This window comes from Nocardioides sp. (assembly GCF_031397825.1).
GTDB lineage: Bacteria > Actinomycetota > Actinomycetes > Propionibacteriales > Nocardioidaceae > Nocardioides.
This window is the reverse complement of record NZ_JANNML010000008.1, coordinates 1-13,542: the sequence shown is the minus strand read 5'-3', so window position 1 is coordinate 13,542 and position 13,542 is coordinate 1. Positions and strand designations below refer to the sequence as shown.

Genomic DNA, 13,542 nt, shown 5'->3' with positions numbered 1-13,542 from the left:
CGCCAGTGCGGCGACGGACGAGCGGACCAGGAGCGGCATGTGAGCATCGTCCCATTACTGTGCAGTTCGTGGACTTCTCACCATCACCGCGCGCCGCCGACCTGACCGCGAGGGTCAAGGACTTCATCGACACCGAGATCGCTCCGGCGGAGGAGGGCTACCACCGCGACCTCGCGGAGGCCCGCCGCAACGGTGACCCGTGGCAGCCGTTGCCGCTGATCGAGGAGCTGAAGACCAAGGCCCGCGAGCGGGGGTTGTGGAACCTCTTCCTGCCCCACGAGCACGCGGGGGAGTACGCCGCCCGCTTCGGCACCGACGGCGGCGAGGGGCTGACGAACCTCGACTACGCCCCCATCGCCGAGCTGACCGGGCGCTCCGCGATCGCGCCGCTGGTGCTCAACTGCAACGCACCCGACACCGGCAACATGGAGGTGCTGCTGCGCTACGGCACCGAGGCACAGAGGGAGGAGTGGCTCGAGCCGCTCCTCGACGGGCGGATCCGCTCGGCGTTCACGATGACCGAGCCGGACGTCGCGTCCTCCGACGCCACCAACATGGAGGCGACGGCCGTCGTCGACGGTGACGAGGTCGTGATCAACGGCCGCAAGTGGTGGTCGACCGGGGTGGGTCACCCCGACTGCAAGATCTTCGTCTTCATGGGGCTGACCGACCCCGACGCCGACCGGCACCACCGCCACTCGATGGTGCTCGTGCCACGCGACACCCCGGGCGTCACGATCGAGCGACTGCTCAACACCATGGGCGTGTACGACGAGCCGCTCGGCCACGGCGAGGTCTCCTTCACCGACGTGCGCGTGCCGGTCGGCAACATCATCAGCGGCCCCGGCGAGGCGTTCGCGATCGCGCAGGGTCGCCTCGGCCCCGGCCGCGTGCACCACTGCATGCGGCTGATCGGCCTGGCCGAGATGTCCCTCGAGCTGGCCTGCCGGCGCAGCCTGGCGCGCACGGCGTTCGGCAAGCCGCTCGCCAACCTCGGAGGCAACCGCGAGCGCATCGCCGACGCCCGCATCGCCATCAACATGGCCCGGCTGCTGGTGCTCGACGCCGCGTGGAAGCTCGACGTCGGCGGCCCGATCAACGCGCTGTCCGAGGTCTCCCAGATCAAGGTCGCCGTGCCGGCCATGGCCCAGCAGGTCATCGACTTCGCGATGCAGATCCACGGCGGCGGCGGGCTGTCCGACGACTTCCCGCTCTCCGGGGCCTGGACCGCGGCGCGGGCGCTGCGGCTGGCCGACGGGCCCGACGAGGTGCACCGCGGCGTGGTCGCCCGGCTCGAGCTCGGCCGCTACGGAGCGAGCCGATGAGCGCCCCGACGACCGGCCAGCGTGTCCTCGTCACCGGCGCAGCCTCCGGCCTAGGCGAGGCGCTCGCCGACGCGTTCGAGGCACGCGGCGACCAGGTGCTGCGCACCGACGTGTCGCCCGGCGTGGAGCTCCACCTCGACATCACCCAGGACGCCGACTGGGCGGCGGCCCTGGCCCACGTCGAGGAGACGTGGGGCGGGCTGGACGTGCTCGTCAACAACGCGGGCGTCGCGGGTGGCGGTCGGCTCGACGTCGCCACCATGGACGAGTGGCAGTGGATCACCGAGATCAACCTCTTCGGCGCGGTGCGCGGCACCCGCACGTTCGTCCCGATGTTCAAGCGGCAGGGGTCGGGGCGGATCGTCAACACCGCCTCGTTGGCCGGCCTCGTGCACCCGGCCGGGATGGCGTCCTACAACGCCAGCAAGGCGGCGGTCGTGGCCCTGACGGAGACGACCGGCCACGAGCTGTCGTCGTACGGCGTGACGGCGCACGTGATCTGCCCGTCCTACTTCAAGACCAACCTGATGAGCTCGCTCCAGGGCGCCGACACCGCGCTGGCGGCCGTCATGACCAAGCTCGTCGACAACTCGCCGGTCAGCGCCGCCGACATCGCGAGGGCGGTGCTCGAGGGGCTCGACCGCGGTGACGAGATCATCGTCCCCGACCAGGCCGCCCGCGACGCCTACGGGCTCAAGCAGGGCGACCGGGCGACCTACGACCTGATCATGCGCGACCAGGCCGCCAAGCTGGACAGGGGTGCACGATGACGACCGACGAGGGGAACCCGGCGAAGCCGGTCCGTGACGAGGACGCCTTCGACGTGGAGGCGGTGGCCGGGTGGCTGCGCGACAACGCGCTGGCCTTCCGCGACGACCTCGACGGCACGCCGGAGGTGCGTCAGTTCCCCGGCGGCGCGTCCAACCTGACCTACCTGCTGCGCTACCCCAGCCGCGACCTGATCCTGCGCCGGCCACCGTCGGGCGTGAAGGCCGCGGGAGCCCACGACATGGGTCGCGAGTTCGTCATCCAGCATGCGCTGGCGCCGCTCTTCCCCTACGTCGCCACGATGGTCGGTCACTGCACGGACGAGTCGGTGATCGGCTCGGACTTCTACGTCATGGAGAAGATCGACGGCACGATCCCGCGCCGCGACCTGCCCTGGGAGCTGCCGCCCGAGGAGGTGTCGCGGATGTGCGAGAGCGCGCTCGACGTGCTGATCGCGCTGCACTCCGTGGACGTCTCGCAGTCGGCCGACCTCGGGGCCTACAGCCGCGGCGACGGCTACGTCGACCGGCAGGTCGGTGGCTGGACCAAGCGCTTCGCCAACGCCCGCACCGACGACACCGGCGACTGGAGCGACATCGTCGCCTGGCTCGAGGAGCACAAGCCGGGCGACGTGGCGCAGCGGATGATCCACAACGACTTCCGCTTCGACAACCTGGTCCTCGACGCCGACGACCCGCAGCGGGTCGTGGGGGTCCTCGACTGGGAGATGGCGACCGTCGGCGACCCGCTGATGGACCTCGGCGGGATGCTGTCCTACTGGGTGCAGGCCGACGACGACGAGTTCTTCCTGCTGTTCCGCCGCCAGCCGACCACGGTGCCGGGCATGTGGACCCGCGCCGAGGTCGTCGAGCACTACTGCGAGCGCATGGGCTTCGACATGACGCCCGAGCGGTGGCGCTTCTACGAGGTCTTCGGGCTCTTCCGGCTGGCCGTGATCGCCCAGCAGATCTGGTACCGCTACTTCCACGGCCAGACCACCAACGAGCAGTACGCCGTGTTCGGCCCGGCCGTCGGCTACCTCGAGACCCGCTGCCGCTCGATCATCGCGGCCTCCTGATGGGTCGCTGCTGATGGGCCAGCTGCTCCTCGTCCGGCACGGCCAGGCGTCCTTCGGTGCCGCCGACTACGACGTGCTCTCCGACAACGGCTGGGCCCAGGGCCGGCTCCTCGGTGCGTTCCTGGCCGAGCGCGGGGTCGTGCCCGACGTCGTCGTGCGCGGCGACATGCGTCGGCACCGCGAGACCGGCGAGGCGATGATCGAGGGCGCCGGCTGGTCGGTCCCGCCGATGCAGGTCGACGCCGGCTGGGACGAGTTCGACCACGTCGGCCTGGTCGCGACCGCCCCGGACCTGCCCGCCGAGCCGATGGACCGGCGTACGTTCCAGCAGGTCTTCGAGCGCGCCACCGCGCGCTGGACCGCCGGCGAGCCCGGCGACTACCCCGAGACGTACGCCGCGTTCGCGGCCCGGGTGCGCGGCTCCCTGGCCGCAGCGGCCGAGCAGGCCGGCCCCGGGCGCACCGTCGTCGTGGTCAGCTCGGGCGGCACGATCGCGGTCGTCGCCGCAGCGCTCAGCGATCCCGACGCCGACCCGCCCACGCTGGCGCGGCTCTGGGCGCGCTTCAACACCGTCATGGTCAACTCCTCGCTCACCCGCGTCGTCGTCGGCTCGACCGGCGCGCGGCTGCTGAGCTTCAACGAGCACAGCCACGTCTCCGGGGAGACGCTGACCTACCGCTAGGCCGCTGACCCGGTAGGTTGCCGCCGTGTCCGACCAGACGAGCAACGCGCTCCTCGCGATCGCGCTGGGCACCGTGGTGGCGATCGTGCTGCTGGTGCCGGTCGCGGCCTACCAGTACCGCCTCGACGGGCGGCTCCAGCCGAGCGACCTGGCGATCCTGTTGTCCGGCGCGGTCTACGGCCTGGCGCTGTGGACCTACACGTTGCTGCCGGTGCCGCCGGAGGGGACCTACCGGTGCAAGGGCCGCCAGCTCGACCCGCTCGGCTCGATCGGCACCATCGACCTCGGGCCGCCGGGGGCGCTGCTGCGCGACCCGGCGTTCCTCCAGGTGGCGCTCAACGTGCTGCTCTTCGTGCCGCTGGGCTACTACGTGCGCCAGATCCTCAAGCGCGGGGTCGTCGTCGCGACCCTGCTCGGCCTCGGCACCTCGCTGCTGATCGAGGTGACCCAGCTGACCGGGGTGTGGAGCGTCTACGACTGCGCCTACCGGCTCTTCGACGTCGACGACCTGATCGTCAACACCCTGGGGGCGCTGGGCGGGTCGCTCCTCTCCGCCGTCGTCGTACGACGCAGGGTCGCCGCGGTCCCGCTGCCGACCAGCATCACCTGGGGTCGCCGGCTCGTGGGGATGCTCAGCGACGTGCTCTTCCTCGTGCTGGCGGGCGCCGCGGCGGCGCTGGCCTATCGCGCCTGGTGCCTCTACGGCCCCGGCACCTTCGACGCCGACGTCCAGGCGTTGCTGCAGGTCGGGGTGCCCGGGGCGGTGGAGGTGCTGAGCGTGCTGCTGGTCGGTCGCACGGTCGGCGAGCACGTGATCTCCGTGCGCGCCGTCGCGCGGCGGCCGCGGCTCGTCGTCCTCTCCCGTCTGGTCAAGCTCGCCACCGGCGTCGGCCCGCTCCTGGTGCTGACCCAGCTGGGCACGACGGTCGCGGCGACCGCCCTGCCGGCGTACGCGCTCCTCACGGTCGTCGCCTCCTGGCGCAGCGAGGGTCACCGTGGCCTGAGCCACCAGCTGGCCGGCATGGACCTCGTGATCGCGCGCGAGGAGGCGTTCGGCGCCGTCGATGACGGCCGCGACCAGGAGCAGGGGAGAGTGGAGCCATGAGACTCGTCGCCCGTCTGCTGCTCGTCCTCGCGCTGCTGGTCGCCGGGGTGGGTCACCTGGTCGACGTGGAGGAGTTCCTCGGCCAGGTGCCGACGTTCCTCCCGTTGCGCGAGGAGATCGTCGTCGTCTCCGGCTTCATGGAGATCGCCCTGGCCGCGGCGCTGGTGCTGACGCGCGGTCAGCGCCTCGCGCTGGTCGGGGCTGTGGTCGCGGCATTCTTCGTCGCGGTCTTCCCCGGCAACATCTGGCAGGCCGTCAACGGCTCGACGTCCTTCGGCCTCGACACCGCGACCGGCCGCATCGTCCGGCTCTTCTTCCAGCCGCTGCTGGTCGGGTGGGCGCTGTGGTGCACGGGCGCCTGGGCGGCCTGGCGAACCCGCCGGGAGCCCGAGGGCGACCGGGCTACATCAGCCGCTTGAGCACCCCGAGCGGGGCGTGCTTCATCACCACCGACAGCGGCGCCCACGGCAACGCCGGCACGCACGCGTCGGCGACCTCCTTCTCGATCGCCGACACCATGGAGGCCACGCCCTTCTCGGTCGAGACCATGAACGACGCCTTGTCCTGGACCGACTCGTTCATCTCCGAGGCGATGTAGCCGGGGTAGAGCACGGTGATCTTCACGGTCTTCCCGAGCGGCTTGCCGTAGAGCTCGTTGCGCAGCCCCTCCGCGAGGTAGGCGGCGCCGATCTTGGTGGCGGCGTAGGTCGTCATCGCCTTCGGCATCCCGCGCATCGCCGACATCGACGAGACCATCACCAGGTGGCCGGCCTGCTGGTCGCGGAAGATCTCCATCGCCGCCTCGGTCTGGACCAGCGCGGCGACGAAGTTGGTCATCGCAGTCTCGCGGTTGGCGTCGAAGCGGCCGGTGCCGAGCGGGGCACCCTTGCCCAACCCGGCGTTGACGATGACCCGGTCCAGGGTGCCGAAGTCGGCGCGGAACGCGCGGAACACCTCGAAGACCCGGTCGTCGTCGGTGACGTCGAGGGCGCGCAGCTCCACACGTCGCTCGGGGTGGGCGGCGAGGATCTCGGCCTTCAGCTCGTCGAGCCGGTCCGTGCGGCGGGCGCACAGCGCGAGGTCGTTGCCGCGGGCCGCGAGCTGGCGGGCCATCTCGGCCCCGAGACCGGACGAGGCGCCGGTGATGAGGATCGTGGTCATGCGGGGATTCTGGCCCACGGCGGACGACCTCGTGACCCCCGGCCCTTGACGGATCCCCCCCAGTGCATTTGTCTGAGCCCAGCGCGTGCTCATCCTCGGACCACCGGGGGCTCGGGGGCACGGCTGTCACGGATCGAGGTCCCCCATGTCAGTGCCACGTCCTCGCGGATCGACCAGGGGCCGGCTCGCCGTCGCCTCGGTCGGTGCGCTCACCGCCGGCCTGCTGGCCGCGCTGCCGCTCACTGGAGCCCAGGGCGCGCCGGCTCCGGCAGCAGCGCCGGCCCCGGCCGCCGCTGCCGCTGCCGTGAAGGGTGGAGCCGAGCGCTTCACCGACGGCCGCTACATCGTGCTCCTGCGCGAGGCCGCCGCCACCGGCTACACCGGTGGCCGCAACGGCCTCGCCGCGACCAAGTCGTCGACCGGCCAGTTCCGCGCGGACACCCCGGCCGTGGCGCGCTACACCGACCACCTCCGCACCTCGCAGGAGCGGGTCGCCGGCTCCGTCGGCGCCAGCGTCGACACGAGCTACACGATGGCGAGCAACGGCTTCGCCGCGACGCTCACGGCAGCGCAGGCGCTCGACCTGGCCACCGACCGCCGCGTGCTGCTGGTCGAGAAGGCCGGCGTCCGCAAGGTCACGACGTGGAGCACCCCCGACTTCCTGGGCATGACGGGCAAGAACGGTGCATGGGCCGCCAAGGGCGGACGCACCCAGGCCGGCAGCGGGGTCGTCGTCGGCGTGCTCGACACCGGCATCTGGCCCGAGTCCAAGTCCTTCTCGGGCAGCCGCCTCACCGCGACGCCCAAGACTCGGTGGGACATCTCCATGGTGGACGGGCTGACCCGCATGGAGAAGGCCGACGGGACCCTCTTCAGGGGCGAGTGCGAGACCGGCCAGTCCTTCACCCTCGCCGACTGCAGCACCAAGGTCATCAGCGCCCGCGTCTTCGGTGACGCCTACCTCGCGGCGACGCCCGAGGACGAGCTGTCCGAGCACGAGTTCATCTCGCCGCGCGACGGTGGCGGCCACGGCAGCCACACCGCCAGCACGGCCGCGGGCAACCTCGTCAAGAACGTCTCCACCGCAGGTCTGAAGTTCGGCACGATCTCGGGCATGGCGCCCGGCGCCAGGATCGCCGTCTACAAGGTTTGCTGGGAGGCCCTGGACCCCGAGCTGAGCGGCTGCTTCACCGAGGACATGGTCGCGGCCGTGGACCAGCTCGTCATCGACGGTGTCGACGTCGTCAACTTCTCCATCGGCGGCGGCCCCTCGCCGTCCCTCGACGCCACGGAGCTGGCCTTCGAGGGTGCGGCCGAGGCCGGGATCTTCGTGGCTGCCTCCGCCGGCAACAGCGGCCCCGACAACACCACGCTCGACCACCCGTCGCCGTGGCTGACGACGGTCGCCGCCGGCACGCACACCACCAAGTTCGAGAACACGATCGTGCTGGCGAACGGCAAGAAGATCATGGGGGCCTCGAGCTCCCAGACCCCCGTCTCGACGCGGCGGATCGTGCCCGGCGCCGAGGCCGTCGTCGAGGGTGGCGACGCCGACGACGCAGCCCTGTGCGGCCCCGACACCCTCGATCCCGCCAAGGTCACGGGCAAGATCGTCTACTGCTACCGCGGGGTCTACGACCGGGTCGCCAAGGGCGCCGAGGTGAAGCGGGCCGGAGGTGCGGCACTGATCATGGCCAACCCCTCGCCCAACAGCCTCAACGCCGACATCCAGGTGGTGCCGACCATCCACATCACCGACACTGCCGGCGCGATCGTCGAGAAGTACGTCGCCGCGCAGGGCCTGGACGCCAAGGCGTCGTTCAAGCTCGGCAACCTCACCAACGCCAAGACCCCGCTGCCGCAGGTGGCGGGCTTCTCCTCGCGCGGTCCGGTGCTGGTCTCCGACGGTGACCTGCTCAAGCCCGACATCATCGCTCCCGGTGTCGACGTCCTCGCCGCCGTGGCGCCGCCGTCCAACCAGGGCAGGAAGTACGACCTCTACTCCGGCACCTCGATGTCGTCCCCGCACATCGCGGGCCTCGCCGCCTTCATCCAGGGCGAGCGACCGAAGTGGACGCCCATGACGATCAAGTCGGCGATGATGACCACCGCCACCTCGATCCGCAACGAGAAGGGCGGGCTCGTGCGCGACGCCTTCGCCCAGGGCGCCGGCCAGGTCAAGCCGAGGGCGTTCTTCGACCCGGGTCTCTTCGTCACCTCCGACGCCACCCAGTGGCGCGGCTGGCTGGCCGACCTCGGCTACAACACCGGCGTGCCGGCGCTGGACGCCAAGAGCATCAACCTGCCGTCGATCGCCGACGGCTCGATGACCGGTCCCACGACGTTCCCCCGGTCCTTCCGCGCCAGCATGAAGGGCACCTGGAAGATCAGCGCGGACCTCAAGGGCTTCACCGTGAAGCCGAGCCGGCCCAACGTGACCTCCAAGCGGGCCAACGACATCGTCGACGTCGACTTCACGATCAACCGGACCACGGCGCCGCTGGGGCAGTACACCAGCGGCTTCATCACGCTGTCCGGCCCCACGCGGGTCCGCATCCCGGTGGCGGTCAAGCCGTTGTCGGTGCAGGCGCCGGCGCTGGTGACCGGCACGGGTGCCACCGGGACCAGCGACGTCGAGATCATCCCCGGCTTCACCGGTGAGCTCGACGTGACGACCTCCGGGCTTGCCAAGGGTGAGACCACCGTGGACACGGTCGACGTCAACGCCGACTACCTGTCGTGCATCACGGTGCCGGAGGGGTCGACGCTGACCCAGGTCGACGTCGACGCTGCCGATGACACGTCCGACCTGGACCTCTACCTCCTGGCGGCGGACTCGTGCGACCCGGCGACGGCGTTCGCCGTGGCCGCCCAGTCGGCGACCGGCGCGGCGGACGAGTCGATCACGGCTCCCGGCCTCCCGGCCGGGACCTACATCGTCGACATCTTCGGCTTCGCCCCCGGTGCCGACGGAGCCCCGATGGGCTTCACCCTCGACACCTACTCGGTGGACCCGGCCGCGGGGCTCGGTGCGTTCACGGCGACGCCGGACCCGGTGCCGGTCGTGACCGACACCCCGACCAGCTTCGCGGTGTCGTGGACGGGTCTCGACCCGGACGCGCGCTACCTGGGGCTCGTGGAGTACGAGGGGACCAGCGACGTCACGCTGGTGAAGGTGGACACGGGCGGCTGAGCCACGCCGCACACCCGACGGTGCCCGGGGTCCCCATGGATCCCGGGCACCGTCGCGTCGTCCCACAATTAAAAGTCAGGCTTGACTGTTTGTAGGTGGCGGGGCCATGCTGCCGAGGTGACCAGCACCGCGAGCGCCCGCGTCCCTCAGGAGGAGCGCACCCGCCTGATGCGCGCCCGCCTCCTCGACGCGACCGTCGAGTGCCTGGTCGAGCGTGGCTTCAGCGGCACCTCGACCACGCTCGTCTCCGAGCGGGCCGGGGTCAGCCGCGGGGCGCAGCTGCACCACTTCCCGACCAAGAACGACCTCGTCGTGGCCGCCGTGGAGCACCTCACCCACGTGCGCGGCGCCGAGCTCGCAACCGCGGCGCAGCGCCTGCCGCGAGGGGACCGACGTACGCGCGCGGTGCTGGGGATGCTGGGCGACCACTTCACCTCGCCGGTCTTCACCGCGGCGCTCGAGCTGTGGGTCGCGGCCCGCACGGATCCCGCGCTGCTCGCGGCCGTGGCCCCGCTCGAGCAGCGCGTCGGGCGCGAGGTGCACCGGCTCACCGTCGAGCTCCTCGGCGCCGACGAGGCGCGGCCCGGCACCCGGGAGCTCATCCAGGCGACCCTCGACCTCGTGCGCGGCCTCGGCCTCGCCGACACCATCACCGACGACGCCCGGCGCCGGGACCGGATCCTCGACCAGTGGGCCACGACCCTCGACGCCGCACTGGACGCGGCCCCTCCGACGCACGCCCCCCAGACGCACGAACAGGAGAAACCATGACCAGCCTGCTCGACGACCTCCTCGATGACCTCCGCGCCGAGGGCGACCAGCTCTTGGCCGCCGTCTCGGGGCTCGACGCGGTCGGCTGGGCCACCGCGACGCCGGCCGCCGGCTGGACGGTCGCGACCCAGGTCGCCCACCTGCTCTGGACCGACGAGACCGCCGCGGCAGCTGCGCGCTCGCTCGACGGTGGACCCGGCAAGGCCGCCTGGGACGACATCGTCCTCCAGGCGATGGCCGACCCCTCCGGCTTCGTCGACACCGGCGCCCACGAGGTCGCGCGGCTCTCGTCGACCGCCCTGCTCGCCCGGTGGGGCGCCGCCCGCGACGACCTCGCAGCAGCCCTGCGTGCCGTGCCCGCCGGGCAGAAGATGCCGTGGTTCGGCCCGCCGATGTCGCCGACCTCGATGGTGACCGCGCGCTTCATGGAGACCTGGGCTCACGCGCTCGACGTCCACGAGGCGCTCCACACCGTGCCCGAGCCGACCGACCGCATCAAGCACGTCGCCCACCTCGGCGTCCGCACCCGCGACTTCGCCTACTCCGTCCACGGCCTCACGCCCCCCGCCGAGGAGTTCCGGATCGAGCTCACGGCCCCGTCGGGAGCGGTCTGGGCCTGGGGGCCCGAGGACGCCGCGCAGACGGTGAGCGGACCGGCGTACGACTTCTGCCTGCTGGTCACCCAGCGCGTCCACCGCGACGACACGGCGCTGGAGACGACGGGCGACGACGCTGCCCACTGGCTGACCATCGCCCAGGCCTTCGCGGGTCCGGCCGGCGAGGGGCGGACTCCCCGATGACCGACGTGACCGACGTGACCGATGTCTTGAGGATCGGCAACTGCTCCGGCTTCTACGGCGACCGCCTGACCGCGATGCGGGAGATGCTCGAGGGGGGCGCGCACGGACACGGCCTGGACGTCCTCACGGGCGACTACCTGGCCGAGCTGACCATGCTGATCCTCGGCAAGGACACGATGAAGGACCCCGCGCTCGGCTATGCGCGGACCTTCGTGCGTCAGGTCGAGGAGTGCCTCGGCCTCGCCCTCGAGCGAGGCGTCACGATCGTCAGCAACGCCGGAGGCCTCAACCCCGCCGGCCTCGCCGACAAGCTGCGCGAGGTCGCCCGGGGCCTCGGCCTCGACCCGGCGATCGCCCACGTCGAGGGCGACGACCTGCGCCACCTCGCCGGCGAGCTGGGCGTCGACGGCGCGCTGACGGCCAACGCCTACCTCGGCGGCTTCGGCATCGCCCGGGCCCTCGACCAGGGCGCCGACATCGTGGTGACCGGCCGGGTCACGGACGCCTCGCTGGTGGTCGGACCCGCGATCAGCCGCTTCGGCTGGACGCCGACGTCCCACGACGAGCTGGCGGGCGCCGTCGTCGTCGGCCACGTCCTCGAGTGCGGCACGCAGGCGACGGGCGGCAACTTCTCCGGCTTCCGCACGCTGCCCCACGACGGCCGTCCGCTCGGCTTCCCGCTCGCCGAGCTCGCTGCCGACGGATCCAGCGTCATCACCAAGCACGACGGCACGGGCGGTGCGGTCACGGTCGACACCGTCACCGCCCAGCTGGTCTACGAGATCCAGACCGCCCGCTACCTCAACCCCGACGTCACCACGCACCTCGACTCGATCGAGCTCGCCCAGGCCGGACCCGACCGGGTGGCGATCAGCGGCGTGCGGGGCGAGGCCCCACCCGAGCAGCTCAAGGTCTGCGTCAACACCCTCGGTGGCTTCCGCAACTCGATGGAGTTCGTGCTGACCGGCCTCGACATCGACGCCAAGGCCGACTGGCTGCGGATGCAGCTCGAGCCGACGCTCACGGCCACCACCGTGGCCTGGACCCGCACGGCCCTGCCCGGCGCCGACGCCGACACCGAGGAGGGCGCCTCGTGCCTGCTCCGGTGCACGGTCATGGACCCCGAGTCGGGCCCGGTCGCCAAGGCGTTCACCGGCCCGGCCGTCGAGCTCGCGCTGGCGTCCTACCCCGGCTTCACGATGACCAGCCCGCCCGGTCCTCCGTCGCCCTACGGCGTCTACCGCCCGGTCTACGTCGACCGCGACCGCGTCACCCACACCGTCGTGCACGCCGACGGCTCGCGCGAGGTCGTCCCCGACCCGGTGCAGCTCGGCCCGGCCGAGGACCTGGCCGGCCAGCGGCCCTCGCCCTACCCGGCGCCGGCCGACTCGCTGACCCGGCGGATGCCGCTCGGCACCTTCGTCCACGCGCGCTCGGGCGACAAGGGCGGCGACGCCAACCTCGGGCTGTGGGTGGCCCACGACGGCTCCGACCTCTACGGGGCGCGGGTCACCTGGCTGGCCACGATGATGAGCCCGCGCAAGGTGCGCGAGCTGATCCCCGAGGCACGCGACCTCGAGGTCGAGGTCTACGTGCTGCCCAACCTGGGCGCCGTCAACATCCTCGTCCGAGGCCTCCTCGGCGAGGGCGTCGCGGCGTCCACCCGGTTCGACCCGCAGGCCAAGGGCCTGGGGGAGTGGATGCGCTCGCGCATCGTTCACATGCAGGAGGACTTGCTCTGATGGACGTCACCCAGCTCGGCGCGGAGTTCGTGCGCCGCGAGGTCGCCCCCCACCTCCAGGAGTGGGAGGACGCCGGCATCTTCCCCCGCGAGCTCTACCTCGCGGCCGCCAAGCAGGGGCTGCTCGGCATGGCCTTCCCCGAGGAGGTCGGTGGCTCCGGTGCCACGATGCTGGAGTCGCTCGAGATGCAGGAGGGGATGTTCGCCGCCGGCGCATCCAGCGGACTGATGGCGGGGCTCTTCACCAGCGGCATCGCCCTGCCCCACATCGCCGCCTCGGGCAACGCCGACCTGGTCGACCGCTTCGTGCGCCCGACGCTGGCCGGCGAGCTGATCGGGTCCCTGGCCGTGACCGAGCCGGGCGGCGGCTCCGACGTGGCCGGCATCCGCACGACCGCCGTGCGCGACGGGGAGCACTACGTCGTCAACGGCGCCAAGACCTTCATCACCAGCGGGACCCGTGCCGACTTCGTGACCACCGCCGTGCGCACCGGCGGACCCGGGCACGCCGGCATCAGCCTGCTCGTCGTCGAGCGCGGCACACCCGGCTTCACCGTGGACCGCTCGCTGCGCAAGATGGGCTGGCACTGCTCCGACACCGCCGAGCTGTCCTACGTCGACGTGCGGGTCCCGGTCACCAACCTGGTGGGCGCGGAGGACTCGGGTTTCTACCAGATCGCCGAGCAGTTCGTCGTCGAGCGCGTCGGCCTCGCGGTCCACGCCTACGGCATCGCCGGTCGCGCGCTCGAGCTCACCGCGGCCTACTGCCGCGACCGTGAGACCTTCGGCAAGCCGCTCATCAGCAACCAGGTGGTGCGCCACAAGCTCGTCGAGATGCGTCGCCAGGTGGAGGTCTCCCGGGTCTACACCCACGACGTCGCGCGACGGCACGCCGCGGGGGAAAACGTGATCGCCGAG

12 protein-coding genes are annotated in these 13,542 nt (G+C 71.9%); 11 read left to right on the top strand and 1 reads right to left on the bottom strand.

Translation table 11 applies throughout. The features are described 5' to 3' along the window. Nucleotides 1–68 precede the first annotated feature (68 nt). From RMN98_RS00480 to RMN98_RS00455, 6 genes are read left to right on the top strand one after another with little or no spacing between them, the layout of a single operon-like run. Nucleotides 69–1,325 (top strand): acyl-CoA dehydrogenase family protein, encoded by a 1,257-nt coding sequence (locus RMN98_RS00480; RefSeq protein WP_309646836.1) that lies wholly within the window; start codon nucleotides 69–71, stop codon nucleotides 1,323–1,325. After that, on the top strand, nucleotides 1,322–2,095 hold the full coding sequence (locus RMN98_RS00475; RefSeq protein ID WP_309646835.1) for an SDR family NAD(P)-dependent oxidoreductase: 774 nt from the start codon (nucleotides 1,322–1,324) through the stop codon (nucleotides 2,093–2,095). Before RMN98_RS00480 ends, RMN98_RS00475 begins: the two co-directional genes overlap by 4 nt. Next, nucleotides 2,092–3,171 (top strand): phosphotransferase family protein, encoded by a 1,080-nt coding sequence (locus tag RMN98_RS00470; protein ID WP_309646834.1) that lies wholly within the window; start codon nucleotides 2,092–2,094, stop codon nucleotides 3,169–3,171. The genes RMN98_RS00475 and RMN98_RS00470 overlap by 4 nt, the downstream gene beginning before the upstream one ends. 13 nt (nucleotides 3,172–3,184) lie before the next feature. Continuing rightward, a complete protein-coding gene (locus RMN98_RS00465; RefSeq protein WP_309646833.1) occupies nucleotides 3,185–3,853 on the top strand; it encodes a histidine phosphatase family protein in 669 nt (222 codons plus the stop codon). Between the two features lie 25 nt (nucleotides 3,854–3,878). Continuing rightward, on the top strand, nucleotides 3,879–4,958 hold the full coding sequence (locus RMN98_RS00460) for a VanZ family protein (RefSeq protein WP_309646832.1): 1,080 nt from the start codon (nucleotides 3,879–3,881) through the stop codon (nucleotides 4,956–4,958). Further along, complete coding sequence (locus RMN98_RS00455; protein ID WP_309646831.1) at nucleotides 4,955–5,377, top strand: hypothetical protein; 423 nt, start codon at nucleotides 4,955–4,957, stop codon at nucleotides 5,375–5,377. The genes RMN98_RS00460 and RMN98_RS00455 overlap by 4 nt, the downstream gene beginning before the upstream one ends. Here RMN98_RS00455 and RMN98_RS00450 read toward each other — a convergent pair. Beyond that, on the bottom strand, nucleotides 5,361–6,119 hold the full coding sequence (locus RMN98_RS00450) for an SDR family oxidoreductase (protein WP_309646830.1): 759 nt from the start codon (nucleotides 6,117–6,119) through the stop codon (nucleotides 5,361–5,363). The two genes, RMN98_RS00455 and RMN98_RS00450, sit on opposite strands and share 17 nt — an antisense overlap. A 145-nt stretch (nucleotides 6,120–6,264) precedes the next feature. On the opposite strand from RMN98_RS00450, the gene RMN98_RS00445 reads away from it, so the two are divergent. From RMN98_RS00445 to RMN98_RS00425, 5 genes are all read left to right on the top strand, one after another. Continuing rightward, complete coding sequence (locus tag RMN98_RS00445; RefSeq protein ID WP_309646829.1) at nucleotides 6,265–9,312, top strand: S8 family serine peptidase; 3,048 nt, start codon at nucleotides 6,265–6,267, stop codon at nucleotides 9,310–9,312. 117 nt (nucleotides 9,313–9,429) lie between these two features. After that, the gene (locus tag RMN98_RS00440) at nucleotides 9,430–10,083 is read left to right on the top strand and encodes a TetR/AcrR family transcriptional regulator (protein ID WP_309646828.1); all 654 of its coding nucleotides are present in this window, start codon (nucleotides 9,430–9,432) and stop codon (nucleotides 10,081–10,083) included. Further along, nucleotides 10,080–10,883, top strand: a complete 804-nt coding sequence (locus tag RMN98_RS00435; RefSeq protein ID WP_309646827.1) for a TIGR03084 family metal-binding protein — start codon at nucleotides 10,080–10,082, stop codon at nucleotides 10,881–10,883. Before RMN98_RS00440 ends, RMN98_RS00435 begins: the two co-directional genes overlap by 4 nt. Next, nucleotides 10,880–12,625 (top strand): acyclic terpene utilization AtuA family protein, encoded by a 1,746-nt coding sequence (locus RMN98_RS00430; protein ID WP_309646826.1) that lies wholly within the window; start codon nucleotides 10,880–10,882, stop codon nucleotides 12,623–12,625. Before RMN98_RS00435 ends, RMN98_RS00430 begins: the two co-directional genes overlap by 4 nt. Continuing rightward, nucleotides 12,625–13,542 (top strand): acyl-CoA dehydrogenase family protein (locus RMN98_RS00425; protein ID WP_309646825.1); only part of this gene is annotated, 918 nt, incomplete at its 3' end. The genes RMN98_RS00430 and RMN98_RS00425, both read left to right, overlap by 1 nt.